Annotated in this window: 16 protein-coding genes; 1 reads left to right on the top strand and 15 read right to left on the bottom strand. The window is 65.0% G+C overall.

What is annotated here, in order from left to right:
* Positions 1 to 19: 19 nt before the first annotated feature.
* The 13 genes from RAB70_RS17460 to RAB70_RS17395 form a co-directional block, all read right to left on the bottom strand.
* Entirely contained in the window at positions 20 to 280 is a 261-nt protein-coding gene (locus tag RAB70_RS17460; protein WP_148829114.1) for a hypothetical protein, read from the bottom strand.
* Between the two features lie 16 nt (positions 281 to 296).
* A complete protein-coding gene (locus RAB70_RS17455) occupies positions 297 to 704 on the bottom strand; it encodes a hypothetical protein (RefSeq protein ID WP_148829115.1) in 408 nt (135 codons plus the stop codon).
* Between the two features lie 93 nt (positions 705 to 797).
* Positions 798 to 1511: a DUF3275 family protein gene (locus RAB70_RS17450; protein WP_148829116.1), complete on the bottom strand. Its 714-nt coding sequence runs from the start codon at positions 1509 to 1511 to the stop codon at positions 798 to 800.
* A 63-nt stretch (positions 1512 to 1574) separates the two neighbouring features.
* A complete protein-coding gene (locus RAB70_RS17445; RefSeq protein WP_148829117.1) occupies positions 1575 to 2498 on the bottom strand; it encodes a DUF3577 domain-containing protein in 924 nt (307 codons plus the stop codon).
* Between the two features lie 307 nt (positions 2499 to 2805).
* Positions 2806 to 4026, bottom strand: a complete 1221-nt coding sequence (locus RAB70_RS17440; protein ID WP_148829118.1) for an ISL3 family transposase — start codon at positions 4024 to 4026, stop codon at positions 2806 to 2808.
* 494 nt (positions 4027 to 4520) lie between these two features.
* Positions 4521 to 5207 (bottom strand): hypothetical protein, encoded by a 687-nt coding sequence (locus RAB70_RS17430; protein ID WP_148829120.1) that lies wholly within the window; start codon positions 5205 to 5207, stop codon positions 4521 to 4523.
* A gap of 385 nt (positions 5208 to 5592) precedes the next feature.
* Positions 5593 to 5955, bottom strand: a complete 363-nt coding sequence (locus RAB70_RS17425; RefSeq protein ID WP_148829121.1) for a DUF3085 domain-containing protein — start codon at positions 5953 to 5955, stop codon at positions 5593 to 5595.
* A gap of 49 nt (positions 5956 to 6004) precedes the next feature.
* A complete protein-coding gene (locus RAB70_RS17420) occupies positions 6005 to 6802 on the bottom strand; it encodes a GTPase (RefSeq protein WP_148829122.1) in 798 nt (265 codons plus the stop codon).
* 159 nt (positions 6803 to 6961) lie between these two features.
* Positions 6962 to 7354, bottom strand: a complete 393-nt coding sequence (locus RAB70_RS17415) for a hypothetical protein (protein ID WP_148829123.1) — start codon at positions 7352 to 7354, stop codon at positions 6962 to 6964.
* Between the two features lie 19 nt (positions 7355 to 7373).
* Entirely contained in the window at positions 7374 to 7586 is a 213-nt protein-coding gene (locus RAB70_RS17410) for a hypothetical protein (RefSeq protein WP_148829124.1), read from the bottom strand.
* A gap of 339 nt (positions 7587 to 7925) precedes the next feature.
* Entirely contained in the window at positions 7926 to 8204 is a 279-nt protein-coding gene (locus tag RAB70_RS17405; RefSeq protein ID WP_225851654.1) for a HigA family addiction module antitoxin, read from the bottom strand.
* 19 nt (positions 8205 to 8223) lie between these two features.
* Complete coding sequence (locus RAB70_RS17400) at positions 8224 to 8502, bottom strand: type II toxin-antitoxin system RelE/ParE family toxin (protein ID WP_148829126.1); 279 nt, start codon at positions 8500 to 8502, stop codon at positions 8224 to 8226.
* A 399-nt stretch (positions 8503 to 8901) separates the two neighbouring features.
* Positions 8902 to 10473, bottom strand: a complete 1572-nt coding sequence (locus tag RAB70_RS17395; RefSeq protein ID WP_148829127.1) for an ATP-binding protein — start codon at positions 10471 to 10473, stop codon at positions 8902 to 8904.
* Positions 10474 to 10931: 458 nt separating this feature from the next.
* Between RAB70_RS17395 and RAB70_RS17390 the strand changes: the two genes are divergently transcribed.
* Positions 10932 to 11918, top strand: a complete 987-nt coding sequence (locus RAB70_RS17390; protein WP_148829128.1) for a hypothetical protein — start codon at positions 10932 to 10934, stop codon at positions 11916 to 11918.
* Between the two features lie 583 nt (positions 11919 to 12501).
* Here RAB70_RS17390 and RAB70_RS17385 read toward each other — a convergent pair.
* Together RAB70_RS17385 and RAB70_RS17380 are read right to left on the bottom strand one after the other, a co-directional pair.
* Positions 12502 to 13962: a DNA cytosine methyltransferase gene (locus RAB70_RS17385; protein WP_148829129.1), complete on the bottom strand. Its 1461-nt coding sequence runs from the start codon at positions 13960 to 13962 to the stop codon at positions 12502 to 12504.
* 481 nt (positions 13963 to 14443) lie between these two features.
* On the bottom strand, positions 14444 to 16486 hold the full coding sequence (locus tag RAB70_RS17380) for a DNA topoisomerase III (protein ID WP_148829130.1): 2043 nt from the start codon (positions 16484 to 16486) through the stop codon (positions 14444 to 14446).
* Positions 16487 to 16639 lie beyond the last annotated feature (153 nt).

The following is a 16639-nucleotide window of genomic DNA, read 5'->3' as shown; positions in this document are numbered from 1 at the left end:
TGGGGTGGAGTGATGGCGTTCAGGCTGGCTCGAATCGCCGGCTGTACGGGTTGAAGCGCAGCACGTCGCCGGCTGCGGTGATGGGCGTGAAGCCGTCGAGGTAGATGTTGCCCAGGTACTGCGCGCGATAGGTCAGTGCCTGCCGCGCCTGGTCCTCGGTCAGACCGTTGGCGACGAAGTGCTCCAGGAGCTCTTCATCGGCGGAGGTCTCGTCGTTGGAGAGTTGCCCTTCGACGAAAGCCAGCAACGTCCGAGAGAGCGTTGAAAGAATCGGGTCCATGTCGGTTCCTCCCGGCTCAGGACACCAGAACCGCGACGGATGGCGCGGATGCGGTAGGGGTTCGCCGCCGTGCGTGGTAGGCGCGAACGCCTGCGCGCCAGTCGGCGGACTGCTCCGGCGCGAGGTCCAGATAGGACAGCGGGCACGAGTAGTAGTACGGGTGCATGGACTCGTCCAGCGGCTTGTGGCCCCACTGGCCACCGCTGCGTTCGAGAAGATCGCAGCGGATGTAGCGCAGGGATTGGCCTGCCGCCAGGTCATGACGTACGCCTTCGGCCTTGGCGGTCATTTCGACCACGGACCACAGCACGTTGCCGCGCAGAGCGTGAGCGATGACGTTCACGCTAGCGCGCTCCGTCTCTTTCGGAGCGATCAGTTCGGCGATCAGTTCAGACCGCGATCGGGGGGAGAAATACCAGCCCATGAGGGGCCTCCTGAAGAATGGAGCCGGACGCCTCCCAAAGGAGAGGCGCACCCGGCGGTTGGATGGGAAGCACCGCGGGTGCGGTGCGGGCGATCACGCGGCCTGGGTCACCGCGGAGCGGCTCCAGACCTGTGCCTTGATGTCCAGCACGTAGCCCAGCTCGCCCAGGCGGGCGATCTGCGCACGCAAGGTGCGCCGGTCGATAGTCGAATCGAGCTTCACGCCGTCCTGCAGCGGCCAAAGCAGGCCGAACAGCGCCGCGTCCTCGTTCTCAGGCGCACCCTGCGCCTGGCTGGCTGCGCTGTGTGCGGAAGAGGGCGTCTCCACGCCGAACGGTGTGGTATCGATCAGGGGATCCGCCGATGCCTGCGACATCGCGGCGCCAATGGACGGCGTCGCGGGCTTGGCTGGCGCTGCCGGAGTCGGCTGGCGTGCGGCGGAAGCAGTGGCCTGTTCTTCATCGAGGGGATCGACGTCCTGCGTGCCAAAGCTGCGCGCCTCGTCACGGCTCAGCTTGTCGATGCCGTGGAGCGTCATGCCGTCCAGGTTGGCGCGGATCTCGAACCGCATGCCGTCGCCAACGGGATAGGACTTGGGAAAGATGTAGCGGATGACGAACTCTCCGTCGTAGCGTCCCTCGGGGTACTGTTCCAGTTCCGCATCCTTGACCGCGAAAACGCCCAGGTGCGTGGTGAGCCGTCCGACGGTGAACGGACCATTGCGGCCGCGAATCGTGCGCAGCGTCAGCTGGCCCGGAACGATGATGGGCGAGGGCGCCGGGCGCTCGCCGGGTGTGGTGGTGTCCATGGTGATGTCCTTGCGTTCGCTCGGGAGAAGATGGGCGGGGCCCCGTGAGGGGCCCTGCCGGAGTCAGAACGACTCGATCGCTTCCGGCTCTCGTTCCTGCTCCTCGCTCACGGGCTCGCGTTCGGCGGGCTCGGGGGCTTGGACGGATGTCGAGTCGGAGGTGCCCTCGGCTTGGGACGCGGAGGCGTCCTCGGCCGGCGGCGCGTCGGGAGCCGGCGCGGCCAGCGGATAGACCTTCTGCCCATCGATCTTGATGAGTCCGATGTGGACCAGGTTGGCCTCCAGGGAGGCGGCGGCCTCACCGGCGCGTTCCCCCTTGGTGCGGAGGTACGCATCGATCTTCATGTCGTTCAGGAGGAACGAGATGAGCACCTTGCGTTCGGCCTCCACGGCCTGCACGCAACGCCGTACCAGGTGGGCTGCGGATTCCGTCTTCACCTTCGCCTCGATGTACCGGTACTCGGGCTCGTCGGTCGGCCCGGCCAGCGCTGCGATGCAGCAGGCGAGGAACGGATCTCCGTCCTTCGGACGGACGTCCTCGGGCCTGTTGAGATAGCCGATGCCGCGAGTGATGAGCTCGTGGGTCGCGATACGCATGAATTCGCCGCGATCGACCAGTTCGGCCTTCAGCAGACGGCCCTTGAGGCCCGCCGCCGCTTCGCCCTTGCGCTCCCCTTCAGTGCGGATGAACGGATCGGGCCAGAGGTCGCCGATGCGGAAGCGGACCAGAGGCCGCTTCCGGCGGTCTTCCACGCCCATGTAGCTTTCGACCAGTTCCTTGGCCTTGGCGCCGGAGACCTTCAGATCGAAGGTGCGGTAGATCGGGTCCCTTGCGCGACCGATCAACGCGTCGATCTTGCATGCGAGGAAGGGCTGCGCGCGGCGACCGCCGCGGACCGGAACCTCGCGGACGTTCTTCAAGTACCCGATGCCCGAGGTGTGGAGGTCGAAGTAGGACTTCGCGTTGGATGACGATGAGGTAGTCATGGTGGTGCTCCATTGGATGAAGCGGAGACACACCGACCCCATCGTGCGGGGAGAGGTGCGTAACCCCGCGGTGGGTTGAACAGGCGGATGCATCGCCACCGGAAACCGGTGGCCGTTCGCGCGATGGATGCGATGCGAACTGGTTCGGTCACGCAGCCTGGCGGCTGCGCGCAACCTCGAAGACCGAGGGTTGCCTGGCATGTCGCCAACTTCTGTCGGCAGGCATGCGCGGAGCGTCCTGCGTTCCGCCTCGCACTGCCAGCCAGAACCCGTACCGCTGTGCGACCGCATTGAGCAAAAAAAAGGTTCATCGAGGATTTCCGGGGAATGCGGCGCGGATCTTGAGGAAGAAGTAGTCCTCGTCGCGGTAGCCGTAGGCTCTGCGTTTGATGACCTTGATGGTGTTGTTGATCCCCTCGACCACGCTGGTGTTCAGCGGATGACGGCAGCGAGCGAGGATGCCGTGCCAATAGCTCTGCAGCCGCTTGGCAAAGAGCTGCAGCGCAGCAATCCCGCTTTCCTGGGCGTGCCCGCACCACTGTTCCCAAGCGCGAATGGCCCACGCGGGCTTGCGATAGAACCAGAGTTGCTTGAGCTGATCGCGCAGCAGGTACACGCACAACAGTGGCTCGTTGGCTGCCAACAGCTCCTTGAGTCGAAGCGATTGCTCGGGCGCGAGATTGCTGCGGTTGCGCAAGAGCAGCCAGCGGCTGGATTTCAAGACTCGCCTTGCCGGCCGGTCATGGCGAAGCTGGTTGGCTTGATCTACTCGAACACGATCAATCACCTCCCGCCCGTACTTGGCCACTACGTGGAACAAGTCGTAGACCACCTCGGCCTGAGGGCAGTGCGCCTTGATCTCCAACTCGTAGGCCGTCGTCATGTCGATGGCAACGGCTTGGATGCGTTCGGCCGCCCCCGGAGGCATTTGCTCGAAGAAGGCTCTGGCGGTCTCGCGTGAGCGGCCTGGGCCGATCCATAGCACTTGCCGGGCTATCGGATCGACCACGACCGTGGCGTAGCGGTGGCCCTTGTGCAGCGCGAATTCGTCCATCGCCAGATAGCGGATACCTGACCAGTCGGGCTCGAGCACGCGGGCCTGCAAACGCATCTTGTCGATGGACTTGACCGTATGCCAGCCCAAATCGTAGAAGGCGGCCACTGCCTGCACGCTGCTGGCTCTCAAGAGCTTCTCGCATGCGTCTGCGAATCGCTGCGTCACTCGCTGGTAGCGCCCCAGCCAGTCCAGCCTCTCCAGCCGAGGCCCCCCGCAGTGCTCGCACAGCACCCGTCGACGAGGGACGTGCAAAACCACCCGGTACTCGAACAGAGGCAGATCGCGAACCCGGCGCACTGTCGTCTCGTGAACCTGCCGGCACAGCGCACCGCACTGCTCGCAATGCATGACATTGCCCACTGGCCTGAGATACAGCGACAGCGTCCGACCATCAGCCTCTGGCCACTCCACCCGGTCTAGCTCATACCCTTTCCAGCACCCCAGTGACTGAAGTGTCTTGCGATCCAGCATCTCCCCTCCCGGCAACCTTCATGACAAGGGTGCCAGCATAGGGGGACCTTCTCCAAGTCCACGGAAATATCCGAAGAACCAAAAAAAAGCCCCCGTATGGCGGGGGCTGGGGACCAGATGAGGCTCAGTGGTGAAACAGCGTGCCTGCCGGGACAGGTCGTACCGTCAGCGGGCTGGGCTCCGCCGACAACTCCAGATCGAAATTGCCGTACAGGATGCATGCAAATACGGCATTTCGGGGGGCGAACGCCCTGCAGACGGGGGCGGCGCCCAGTGTGTCGCAGGCCCGCCCCCACCAGTGCTCGAAAGCATTCACCCGCGGGTCGCAGCCAAGCGCGTACGCGATCGGAGTGAGGTATCCGCGAGAGTGCGGCGGACTGCATGCGGCATGCCAGTACACGCCGTCACCCCGCTGCAGGACGACCGGGCAGCGCTCCCGGATGGCTTCGGCGAGGACTGGGCGCAGCTCGACGCCTCGGAAGCGAAGAGGCATGTCATTCCTCTCCCCGGTCAACGAGGTCTTCCAGCAACTTCCAGATGGCGGCGCGCTGCACCTGATCGCGCTGGACCGCGTCTCGGATGCCGGCAAGTAGCCGCAGCGCTTCGCGCGCAACGATGATCCCTGCGCTGGCGAAGTCTTTGCTCGACAGGGCGCTGCGGATCAGAGGGCCTAGTTGCAGTGCGTCGCTGGACGCACTGTCCAATGCGAACTCGCGGCTCATGTAGTGGCCCGCGCCACCGAACTCGAACAGACGAAGCTTGTCGAACCGGCAGCTGCCTTCGAAGCGGATCTCACGAAGGTGGTGCCCGTCATCGAAGCACGTGGCGAGCAGGAACAGGTCCTTCAGATCGGCGGCGTCCCCGAAGTCGTCCCGCTGGATCATGGAATCCAGCGCCGTGTTGCCGTCGGCGCAGAAGTGGTCGCTGAGCACCTGCAGCACCTCACCGATCGGCGTGAGGGTGTCCGGTGATGGGATGAGGGCGAGCGACCTTGCCAGGTCGGTCAGCGTCTCGCGCAGATCGTCCCAGTTGGGGGAACTGTCGGACCGGAGGGCGATGTACGCCTCGCCGTTGCCGGGATAATCGGCATCCAGCCGGAACTCGCTGAACAGCGCACGGATGACCGGAGTAACTTGGTTGAGAACGAGGACACCGGTGGCCTCGTAGTAGTTGTTCGCCATAGCGTGGCTCCTGGAAGGATCGCGGAGCCAGCCCCTGCGGACATGGCTATCCGCGAGGTGGACTGGAATCGGGGCACACCGGCCCGTCGAGCGGGAAAAGGTGCAAAGCCCCGCGCTGGGTTGAGTGGAAAGATGCATGCGCCCCCGAGGAATCGGAGGCCGTTCGCGAAGTGATGCGAAGCGAACTGGTCCGGCCACGCAGCGGGCGCTACGCGCAACCTCGAAGACCGGGGGTTGCCGGGCATGTCGCCGACATCTGTCGGCAGGCATGCACGGAGCGTCCTGCGGATCGCGTCGGCGAGCCAGCCTCAACGCGATCGACCGGCAGCCGCATTGCCGCAAAGAAAAAGCCCCCGCTTGGCGGGGGCTGGGAGGCAGAGCGAACTCAGTGCGTGCCTTCGGAGAGAACGGCCAGCATCGTGAGCTGCTCGGGTGTGGCAGACAGTTCGAGGTCATACCCGCCGGCCAGAACCTTTGCGAACACACCATCGTCCGGGTCGATGTGCTCAGCGAAGTCGTCGCCGCCTAGTTCAACATTCGCCGTGTGCCACCAGTCATCGAACGGGTCGGTGTTCGGATTGCAGCCCACCGCGTACGCGATCAGCTTCTGGCGGCCATCGCTGGTGCGAGCACCGCGCGCGGCGAGCCAGTACACGCCGTGGTCCTTCACCAAGACGATCTTGCAGCGTTGAGCGGCGGCTTCCGCGAGCACGAGGCGCAGATCGGCGCCCTTGAAACGAAGAGACATGATGTTCTTCTGAAAAGCGAATTTGAAAAGCTAACGTTGATCCGATGCTTCACGCCGATGAGCACGTCCTCGCTGGCAGCGGTGTGACGCGGATGCGACGCCAACTGCCATCGTCGAGGCGCGATTCCAGTACGCTTCCGAGCTCTTCGAAGTACACGTCTTCGACACGGTCAATGGGCTGGCCCACGGGAAGAAACTCGATCACGTAGGCGTCTGCGCCGCGGTCGTACAGGATGCGCAGGCCGCCATCGAACTTCGCCGCCGAGACCGTGAAGGTGATGGTCGGAGGCGTCTTGCAGATGTCCGACGGCTTCGGGTCCACCCAACTGAAAACCTTGGCACCTGCATCGACGAGCATGTGCGTGATGCGGCGGAAGCCGTCAGGCGCCGGAAGCTCCTCCAGTTGTTCGATCAGTGCGGCGAGCTCGGGGCATTGTGGTTTCGGGATGGGCAGCCTGGCGTGGGCGATGCCGAGCACCATCGTTTCCGAGACGAACTCGGTGCCGTCCGCCGTCCGTTCCGTCCGCCGCTCCGGTGTATCCGCACGCAGGCCGTCGAACCGGCGCCTTGCGTACGGCTCGACCAGCACATTGGCGCCCTCGTCGGGGTCCTTGGTGACCAGCGACCGGTCCAGTACGGCGAACTCGGCGCGGCCCGTCTTAACGACGATGGCCTCGGCCGTCTTGGCGACGACCTTGCCTTCGAATGGTGTGGGATCGAAGGTGATGCCGAGGGAAGAGGGCCTCGGCACGCCGTCGAGGATGCAGTAGGTGAACCTGCGCACGTTCGAGGGGATATGTGACCGCACCAGGGCGGGCATCTGGGCGCGAAGAATGGTGGGATCCATGGAAAGCTCCTTGATGAAGCACAAGGGGCTTCCCTCAAGGGAAAGGCTCCCTTGTGGGTGGACAGAAAAACGGGCGCACAGGGCGCCCGGTGAGGAAGGCGAGGACCGCACGGCGAGCCGTGGAGGTTCCTCGTGGCCAGGACCCTGGCCGGCGTGGACTTACCAGCCCACGTAGTTCAGCAGCAGATCGGCGATGACCTGTCTGCTTTGCAGATCGAGTCCCCCGAAATCGGCGAGGCCCTCGAACCGGCATTGGCGCAGCATGGCTGCACCTTCGCGAGCGTTGTAGAAGCTCACCATGGCGGAAAGAAACATCCGCTGGCCGCTGCTCAGCACGCGCAGTGCTTCGCCGATGGCAAGCAGGTTGGGCCGCAGGTCCCACTTGCTCGTGGCCTTGCGCATCCCTTCCATCGTGCCGTCGCCGAACCACTCGGGACCGGCAATCTCGACACCGCGCTTCCAGGCTTGGAAGAACGCTTCAGGTGCAGCAGCGAAGTGGATCTGTTCGCGCACGAACAGATCGGCCACCTCCGGGGGAAGAGTCAGGTTCATGATGGAATCCTTCACGGGATCAGGGGTTGGGCAACTGGGACCATCCACCGCGCTCCAGGGCGCGCTGGGCTGCTTTTTCGCTGCGGAAGTACTCGCTCGATTCACGGGATACGGGACCGTCGAGGTCGCGCGTGCCGATGTAATGGCCGGCGGCGCTGTGCAGCACCTCCAGGGGCAGCAACTTGCCGGCGTAGTGCAGGGCCAGGTGGCCGACGACAGATGGCGTTGGCATGGGCAGATCCTTATGGATGCGCGAGGCGCCACGGCCCAGTGCGGGCAGAGGCTCCCGCAGGACGTGGATGAAAGTGCATCGACGCCACGAGGGCGCTCGTCCGCGGACCGATGCGAAGCGGACTGGTGGATCGCGCGGGATGTGTCCCGCGGCAGCCCTGAGATCCAGGCTGCTGGCATGGCGCTGACGGCGTCAGCTACACATGCGTCCAGCATCCCGCCCCGATGCCCGGCGGTGGTCCGCCAATCCGATGCGGCCGCAGACCGTATTGCGGGCAAAAAAAAGCCCCGCATCGGAATGCGGGGCTTGGGGTGGGCGGGTAGAACTTGCGGAGAGAAACTAGGCCGGTTGCAACCGCGTGATGTGGGGGTGCTCGCGGTGTTCGGCCTGCCATAGGTCGTAGGCCGCCTGTTCGGCCAGGTATTGACGGGCGCTGCCCAGGCCCGCCAGTTCGAGCCGGTGGGCGAGGTCCGCGCTGATGGCCGCCCGGCCGTTCAGCACCGTGGAGAGCTGCCCGCGGGAATAGCAGATGTGCCGGGCCAGGGCCGACACCGACAGACGGGCTGCGGGAAGCACGTCTTCGCGCAACGCTTCACCCGGATGGGGAGGATTGTGCATAGCCACGAAGGCCTCCTGCTCAGTGATAGTCAAGGTAATCGACCAACTCCACGTCGGAGCTGTCGAAGCGAAAAATCACGCGCCAGTTACCGGAGACGCTGACCGACCAGTGGCCGGCGAGCTTCCCCTTCAAGGGATGCAGCCGGTTGCCGGGACGATCCATGTCGGACGGGATTCTGGCGACGTCTAGGGATGCTAGGAGGCGCCGCAGGCGGGCGACGTGATCGGCGCGAACGCCGGACGCATCTCCTCGCTGGTGCAGTGCCCGAAGTCCCTTGTGCCGGAAGGACCGGATCACGACGGACGAAGTGTAAGGTGATGCCTTACACCCTGCAAGGGTTGCAGTTGGAGGGGCATGGGTGGTTCTCCTGTGAAGAAGGCTTTCCTGTGAACACTTGCGGAATGGACGGATCGGGTCGATTGGCCCGGCTGAGATGTGGCATCGACGCTGCCAGAGCGCCTGTCCGCGGACCGATGCGAGGCGGACTGGTGGATCGCGCGGGACGAATCCCGCTGCAGCCCTGAGATCCAGGCTGCTGGCATGGCGCTGACGGCGTCAGCTACACAGGCGTCCAGCATCCCGCCCTGATGCCGGGCAGTGGTCGTCCAATCCGATGCGGCCCTGTACCGCATTCCGGGCAAAAAAAGGCCCCGCATCGGAGTGCGGGGCCTGCGTGGCGTGGTTATGGATCGACAGCTAGGAGGAGGTGACCGATGCCAACTTGCCTTCCGCATCGAAGGCGAGCCTCACGCTGGCACCTGCCAGTTTGGCCTGGGCTTTGAAGCGCAGCGCGTCAGGAAGCAAGGCTTCGACCACATGGTGCGGCGACGAGGAACTGCCCACGGCGATGAAGGTCCGGATGGTCTCTTCATCGTCGTCTTCGAGCTCCTCGTCGTAACGATCGTCCACGGTGTAGTCGCTGACCAGGCGCGTGACGCTGCCTGCCTCCGTGGTGACGTACAGCGTGCCATCCTTGCGGAGGGCTGGGACATCGTAGAGCTTGCTGCCTTCGAGAAGCCCGACCTGCAGCGAGTTGACGAGCTCCAGCGCGACCTCCCAGTCGGCCAAGCCTGGATGCTCAACCCGATGCCGTGATGCACCGACGTTGACCGCGATCTGTTCCGCGCTGAGCGGACGTGCCAGACGAAGAAGCCAGTGACCTGCATCCAGGTTGAGTTGTTCCAGCAAATAGGCGTCCGCCGCCTGCAGGTACACCTCAGACAAAAGCACATCGCCATCATCGTCTTCGATCCGCCAGACCCCGGCTTCCGACATGGCCTCTGCGGAAGTCACCCCATCGTCACCGTAATGTTCCCAATACCGGCAAACCCCGGCTGGCTGATCTTTCCAGTTGCGAAACCAGGCACGCGGCACGAAGGGAACATCGTTGAGGAGGTCGGCGTTGGAGGAAATGACGCATGCGTCGGCATACCACTCGGCGAACTCGTGACCGGCGAGTTCGGCCTTCGCGTCCATCAAGGCTTGGCGGTAGGCTTGATTCACAGCCGCCTGGATACGAGGAATATCGCTGGTTTCGTTGAGCAGATGCTGGCGATCAGGGAGCTTGGCGACCATGTCGTCGGGAAGCAGGACCACCTGCTTCGGCGCATGCGAACTTCCTGCTTGGATAGGCAGCCCCTGAAGGAAGCATCGCCACTGGTTCGTGGCGCCATGCAGGTCGATCAATACCTTGCCCATGGACGTTTCACGCCATCGAAGATTGGGCTTTGCCAGGGGCCTGGGGACTTCGACATCATTGACGTACACGCTGACCGGGAATGCCTCGCACAGTCGCCGCATTTCCGAGCGCACCCAGTCCGGCAGAAAGACGTGGCGATCTGGTGAGCGTACGCCGTCGAGCTGGATCTGCGTGCCCTGCCAGGCGCCATCTGCCGGGAGAACCTCGATCGGCTCTCCGGCAAGGATATCGGCGGTTCGTGCGGAAAAGGTCTTGTCGCGTGACCGCACCATCAGCCGTTCGCCGAAGTACAGCGTGGCGAGCGCTCCCATGCCGAAGGCGTTCTCACGCTCTCGGATGGATGCCTTCCAGCCTGATTCGGCGATGTGGATGAGCGATTGGAGGTCTTCGATGCCGCTGCCATTGTCGTGGACGGCAATGCAGTCGTCGGTGACGTAGACACGGATCTCGCTCGCCTGGGCGCGGCGGGCGTTCTGGAGCAGTTCTCCCAGCATCGAGCGCTGGTTGAAGGCATGCCGCAGGTTGGCGATCAGGCGGTGCTGATTGGTCTGAAGTCGAATGGTCGTCATGGTTGGCTCCTTGGAGGGAGTGCGCCGTGGCGCACGCGGGCGCGAGCCGGTCCGCTCGCATTAGCGGGCGAACAGGACGTTGGCCGGTGGAAAAGAAGTGGGCAGAGTGGCCCGTGGAAGGGATGGCATCAACGCCCCGGGAGGGGGCGGCGTCCGTTGGCGTGATGCGAAGCGGACTGGCGGATAGCGCGAGAGATGGCTCTCGTCGCAGCCCTAGGATCCTGGCTGCTGGCATGGCACTGACGAGGTCGTCAGCAGCGCAAGCGGCCAGCATCCGGCCGACTGCTAGGCCCTGGAGGCAATCAATTCGATATCGCAGCCCACCTTAAAGGGGACCGCTCCAGAACGGAGTAGCAAGGGTCGACGCAGTCACTTCTGCACCGCGGATGCGATGGGCGAGGAGTACCAAGCTCTGGCCGAAGACTAGACTTGCCCCAGAACAATGGGAGTAGTGCTTCATGAATCAATTCATGGCAGACCAAATTGACCAACTTGACTTGGCCATCGATCAACTGGCGGTTCGCGAAAGGAACTTTGACCGATTCGCTCTCATGCTTGTCGACAACGTCGTGGAACTGGTTCTGCACCAGTATGCGAAGGACAGTCTCATGCGGAGGAGGACTCTCGCAGGAGAGTTGGAGCCGGAACTGAAGACGGCAGTGGCTGCGACTGGTCGCGCTTTCGACGCCAAAGTGGCCTACGCGCGCGAGACACAAATGATCGCTGCGGCCACGGCAGATAGCATTCAGTACCTGCATTCCTTCAGAAATTCTGCCTATCATCAGGGCAGTCGTCATGAGGGCATTCTGCATTCCCTCGCTGTGTTCTACTTCCGAGCGGCGTGTGCCGTGCTCAAGGCCTACAAGCCCGCCTTCTACGGTATCTACTCCGGCGACCAGATATCGCATCGCGCCGTGAAGTACCTCGGCAGGCCCGGAATTTTTGACCAGAAGGATGCTTTCGCACGAGCATTTGACCGGCTCGCTGAGGTCGCCGAAGCGCTTGGCGAGAGCCTTATCGACGATCTCCAGGCAGATATGCTCGCGACAATCGATCAGGTCGATGACGGGCTCAACTTCATCGCCGACAACGCGCCCAACCGTCCAAGCAGGGACGAAGCAGTTCGGCATTGCCAAGCTTGGCCGTTCGCATGGACCGATCAGGCCAAGGCCTTTGTGAAAAGCAAAGGATTCAAGGCCTCGAACATGGGCGAAGTCGTCGAATGGTTAGGGCACAACTACAACTGGCAGGTGAAGACTGATCCGATTGCCAGTTGGAAAAGGCGGCACGCCTCGCTGAAGAAGGAGCGGGACGCGGATGCGGCGCTGAAAAAATACTGCGACTTCATGAATCAGACCGTGTCGTTTCGTGCTGCACTGGACGAAGGCGTCTCGCAGCTTGACGGCTACATTCAAGAGCAAATCGATCTCGCCCGCGGAAAGTAAGGGCGCATGCGTCATGTGCGGTGAAGCAGCGATGTTGAGATTCCGTAGCCGCCTGTTCTCACCCCCGCATCTTCCGCGCCAACCGCTTTTCCTCGCGGCTCGGCGCCGGTCCCGGAATCCTTCGCCGCGCGTTGGTCGCCAATTCGTGTAGAAGGCGCCCGGCGTGCGCGCACGCCCACCGCTCCACCGACCGCATCGCTGATCCCTGCGAGCGGAAGTAGGCGTGTGGGTAACTGGCTGTTCTTTCATCGTGCCGGTTCACGTGCGCGATCCACCGGCCGTCGGGGAACAAAGTACTGCTAACGCTCGCGACAATGGAGCGATGACACAGCAGCCAAGTCTTGCCCCACCGGTCCGTTTCCCACGCGAAGTGTTCTGGTAGCGGCATGCGGGCCATGCTATCCGGTGGCGTCTCATCGGCTGAGACGCCGCATGAACCGTTTGGCCGGATCGGCGCTGCTCGGGCGCCCCTCGGGTCGAGCGGCCAAAGGCCCCGGGTCGGCAGCGCCATCATCGCGCACCGGCCCGGGCTCCGGCCATCGGGAACCCGCCCTGCGACGGGTCGGGGTTTTCTGACGATGGGTCAGGGTGCTCCCGACAGGGCGCGCTGCAGCCGCGCGCCGATCCACGCGACGCACGGCACGGCCATCGAGTTGCCGATGGCCTTGTAGCGCGGCCCATCCGACGCAGGCTTGCCGCGGTAGGGCACCAGCGTGTGATCGTCCGGCATGCCCTGCAGTCGCTCACACTCGCGCGGCATGAGCCGCCGCACGCGCCAGCGCGAGCCCCAGCTGCCGTCGACTGAAGGCTCGCATACGAAGTGGTCTTCGTGGGCCGCCGCCTGCAGCACCATGGGGTGGCCCTGGCCGGGCTTCCCGCCGCCAGTGGAGAGCGTGCCCGCGATCCGGCCTTGGCCGCCCTCCCAACGCAGCTCATTGCGGGAGTTCTGCGCGAACACGATCGCCGGGACGACACCGCCGTTCGCATGGGCGGAGCGGTGGCCTCCGGCCCGCAAGGTCGGGCACCGCCCGCTGAGCGCGTCGGCGCCGCACCCCTGTGCAGTGAAGGCGATGATGGGCACGCCCTTGCCCGTGCCGTCCTCGCCGCATCCTTTGCCCCCGTTCGCGGTGTCCAAGGTGTGGCTGATCGCGCCGGCCACCGACTGGACCAGTACGGTTTCGGTAGAGAGATCGAACCGTGGCGGCGCACCCATCAGGCATGCCGCGAGCTCGGTCGGCTCCAGGCCGTTGCCGAACCCTACCGAGAAGCGGACTGGGCCGTACGGCGATTTCAGCCCTGATCTCCCGCCTGCTGTTGCAGCGCAAGTTCCAGCAGCGGAGGAATCGCTTTCCCGCGGCGCGCTGCCCGTCGCAGGATGCCGCGGCAGGCCTTCTCGCTCAAAAAGTACCTCGGCGGGATCGAGGTCGCTTCGACCACTTGCCACAAGAAACACGCGCTTGCGGCGCTGGGCGAGGCCGAAGTATTGGGCGTCGAGCACGCGCCAGGCGATGCGGCGCCGGGGGCCAGACACACAACCAGCGTGCGTCCACCGCTTCCCTGGCGGTTGGAGAGCACGGCCTTCGCCGGCCAGTGCGCCCAGCAGGCAGCCGAAGGCATTGCCCCGGTCGCTGAGCACGCCGGGAACGTTCTCCCAGACGACCGTCGCGGGCGGAAGGTGGGCGCGGGAACGGACTTGGTCGATGGCATTGGCGATCTCCACATAGGCAAGGGTGAGCGCACCGCGCGGATCGGCAAGCCCCTGGCGGGCTCCCGCAGTGCTGAACGACTGGCACGGCGTGCCGCCGACCAGGACGGCGGGTGCGGCGACCTCGCGCACGCGGATGCGGCGCGCCAGCAATGTCATGTCGCCGAGGTTGGGTACATGCGGGAAGCGATGCGCGAGAACGGCGCTCGCGAAGGCATCCGTCTCGGCAAACCATGCCGGTCTGAGGCCGAGCGGCTCCCACGCGAGGCTGACGGCTTCGATGCCGCTGCAGACGCTGCCGTAATCGATGGCCTCGGTGTCGGGGTGTGTGGGTTTCATGGGGTTCTCCTGTGCGTTGGGGGGGGCGGCAGGAGGAAGGCGCCGAAGACCGCGGGGGTCTCCGGCTGGCGAGGAAGTGGCCACCCGTGGAACGCATCGCACGCAGGTCGGCGTAAGAACCCCGTGCAGCGCAGATCACCCGGCCCGTGTCGTGGCTGGAGCCGAAATTCCTTGGCACGCATCCGCGCACAAAGGGAGCCCGTTGTTGCGCCGGTGGGCGCCGGCAAGGACTGCCGTTGACCCGACGGGTCTCCGGGCGGCCCGCGCGGTGCGCAGGGCGCCGGGAGACCCGTCGGCAACGGAAACACGCGATCAGTACGGGGCCGCGGCAGCGGCGTGCGGACGAATGGGCCTTCCGCCGGCGGGCATGGCCCTGCCGGCGGGCACGCATCGCAGAAGGCGGTGCATGCTGGGGGCCTCGCGGGGCGCGAGGCGGCCGCACCTGCGGTGCGGTCGGGTGATGGGGAAAGGGGCGCCGAGACTAGCCGTGCTTGCGCGCGGGGCGCGGCTTGCGCAGCCCGTTGCGGGGGCCTGATTTGGCAGAGTCGATCGCGACGGTGCCCTTGCAGTCAGGATAGCGGGAGCAGGACCAGAAGGCTCCGGTTTTGCCGGTGCGCTGACGCGTTACGGCACCGCACAGCGGGCATGGCGGACCCGCGGGAATGCGGATCGCGAGAGTGGCCTCCCGATGTTGTTCGACCAACTGCGAAACCCATGCGGCCTGCTTCGAGACGAACGATTCGAGGTCCATCTTGCGCGCCTCGATCATGTGCAGCGCCTGCTCCCAGATTGCCGTGGTGCCGGGGTCCGCGATCGCAGAGGGAACTGCGTCGATGAGCGTCATCGCGGTCTCAGATGCGCGGACCGCGCGGCCCTTGCGCACGAGGAACCCGCGCGCGAGCAGCCCGCTGATGATGTTCGCGCGCGTCGCCTCCGTTCCGATGCCGGTCGTCTCCCTGAGCGTTTGCTTCAGGCGCGGATCGGTGACGAGCTTGGCGACGGTCTTCATCGCCTTGACGAGCTCGCCCTGGGTGTAGGGGGGCGGAGCCTTGGTGTGCAGCGACTTCAGATCGAGCGACCTGACCTGGCAGGCCATGCCTTCCCGCAGCGCCGGAAGCGCCTGGTCGCGCGGAGCTTCGCTGTCCGTCTCGGCTTCGGGAGCCTCCGTCACTGCACCGGGGAGTGATGGGGCCGAGAACGCCAGCTTCCAGCCCGCGTCGATGACCTGCTTTCCGGACGCCTGAAGCGCTTGTCCGCCGCATGCAAGGCGCACCGTCGTCCGGTCGTACGCGTGATGGGGAAGGAACTGGGCCAGGTAGTGGGCGCGGATGAGCCGGTACACGGCCATCTCCTTCTCGGACATCGCCGACAGGTTGGCGGGCTCCAGCGTCGGGATGATGGCGTGGTGGGCCGCGATCTTGGCGTCGTTCCAGGCGCGGGAACGCTGGCCCACGTCGAGGTGTTGGATGAGCGGCTGCAGCGCCGGGTCCGTCTTCAACAGGCTCTGGATGACCGTGGGAACCTCGGCGAGCATGTTCTCTGGCAGATAGCCCGCGTCGGTACGCGGATACGTCGTCGCCTTGTGTGTCTCGTACAAGGCCTGGGCGATGTCGAGCGTCTCCTGCACGTCGAGGCAGAGACGCCGTGAACATACTTCCTGCAGCGTGCTCAGGTCGAAGGGAAGCGGAGGGCCTTCCTGCACACGCTCGGTATCGATGCCCGTGACCTGCGCGTGCCCGGCCGTGCGGATGGCAGCGGCCGCATGTTGAGCCGCACTCTGCTGCACGCACCGGCCTGCATCGTCCGCGACGGCTGCAGGTGGAGCCCAGTGCGCGGAGAATGCCTGTTCACCCGCCGAGAGCGAGACTTCGATGGACCAGAACGGGACCGGAACGAATGCTGCGATCTCCCGATCGCGGTCAATGACCAGCTTGAGGGTGGGCGTCTGCACGCGGCCCACCGAAAGCACCCCGTCGAAGCCGGCCTTGCGCCCCAGCAGCGTGAAAAGGCGCGTGAGATTGATGCCGACGAGCCAGTCCGCATGGGAGCGCGCGAGAGCGCAGTGGTACAGCGGAAACGTCTCGTGCGATGCCCGCAGGGAGCCCAGCGCTTTGCGGATCGACGCATCGTTGAGCGCGGAGAGCCATAGCCGTTGTATGGGGCCGCGGTATCCGCAGTACTCGACCAACTCGCGGGCGATCATCTCGCCCTCGCGATCGGCGTCCGTGGCAATGATGAGTTCGGACGCCTGTGCCAGCAGGCGCTGGACGACCTTAAATTGCGAAGCGGTGTCGGCTTTGACCACCCACCGCCACTGCTGTGGAACGATCGGCAGCGTCTCCAGCGACCAGCGCTGATAGTGCTCGCCGTAGGCCTCCGGAGGCGCAGCCTCGATCAGGTGGCCGATGCCCCAGGTGACCTTGATGCCCGGCCCGGCCAGGCAGCCCGCTTCGCGCTGGTGTGCGCCCAGGACCCTGGCGATGTCCTTGCCTTGGGACGGCTTCTCGCACAGAACCACGCGCATGAGAGAGGCCCTCCGGGAAAATGCATGACGGTCATCGAATGGCCGTCAGCATCGCGGGCCCGCTGGGCTGGCGCAGCGAACAAGGCGCGCGCCGCACGCTCCGGGTTGCTGGGTGCCGGAGCGCCGCCTGTGGCGCCATCGCGGGTGAAGGCG

Origin of the sequence: Xanthomonas sontii (assembly GCF_040529055.1) — a bacterium.
Classification (GTDB): Bacteria; Pseudomonadota; Gammaproteobacteria; order Xanthomonadales; family Xanthomonadaceae; genus Xanthomonas_A; species Xanthomonas_A sontii.
Note: the sequence above shows the minus strand (reverse complement) of the source record. Positions and strands in the feature narration are given on the sequence as shown.

Bases quoted from the DNA above. Each gene is read 5' to 3' on its own strand.
- RAB70_RS17460 (WP_148829114.1), bottom strand. From the start codon at position 280: ATGGACCCGATTCTTTCAACGCTCTCTCGGACGTTGCTGGCTTTCGTC.
- RAB70_RS17455 (WP_148829115.1), bottom strand. From the start codon at position 704: ATGGGCTGGTATTTCTCCCCCCGATCGCGGTCTGAACTGATCGCCGAA.
- RAB70_RS17450 (WP_148829116.1), bottom strand. From the start codon at position 1,511: ATGGACACCACCACACCCGGCGAGCGCCCGGCGCCCTCGCCCATCATC.
- RAB70_RS17445 (WP_148829117.1), bottom strand. From the start codon at position 2,498: ATGACTACCTCATCGTCATCCAACGCGAAGTCCTACTTCGACCTCCAC.
- RAB70_RS17440 (WP_148829118.1), bottom strand. From the start codon at position 4,026: ATGCTGGATCGCAAGACACTTCAGTCACTGGGGTGCTGGAAAGGGTAT.
- RAB70_RS17430 (WP_148829120.1), bottom strand. From the start codon at position 5,207: ATGGCGAACAACTACTACGAGGCCACCGGTGTCCTCGTTCTCAACCAA.
- RAB70_RS17425 (WP_148829121.1), bottom strand. From the start codon at position 5,955: ATGTCTCTTCGTTTCAAGGGCGCCGATCTGCGCCTCGTGCTCGCGGAA.
- RAB70_RS17420 (WP_148829122.1), bottom strand. From the start codon at position 6,802: ATGGATCCCACCATTCTTCGCGCCCAGATGCCCGCCCTGGTGCGGTCA.
- RAB70_RS17415 (WP_148829123.1), bottom strand. From the start codon at position 7,354: ATGAACCTGACTCTTCCCCCGGAGGTGGCCGATCTGTTCGTGCGCGAA.
- RAB70_RS17410 (WP_148829124.1), bottom strand. From the start codon at position 7,586: ATGCCAACGCCATCTGTCGTCGGCCACCTGGCCCTGCACTACGCCGGC.
- RAB70_RS17405 (WP_225851654.1), bottom strand. From the start codon at position 8,204: ATGCACAATCCTCCCCATCCGGGTGAAGCGTTGCGCGAAGACGTGCTT.
- RAB70_RS17395 (WP_148829127.1), bottom strand. From the start codon at position 10,473: ATGACGACCATTCGACTTCAGACCAATCAGCACCGCCTGATCGCCAAC.
- RAB70_RS17390 (WP_148829128.1), top strand. From the start codon at position 10,932: ATGAATCAATTCATGGCAGACCAAATTGACCAACTTGACTTGGCCATC.
- RAB70_RS17385 (WP_148829129.1), bottom strand. From the start codon at position 13,962: ATGAAACCCACACACCCCGACACCGAGGCCATCGATTACGGCAGCGTC.
- RAB70_RS17380 (WP_148829130.1), bottom strand. From the start codon at position 16,486: ATGCGCGTGGTTCTGTGCGAGAAGCCGTCCCAAGGCAAGGACATCGCC.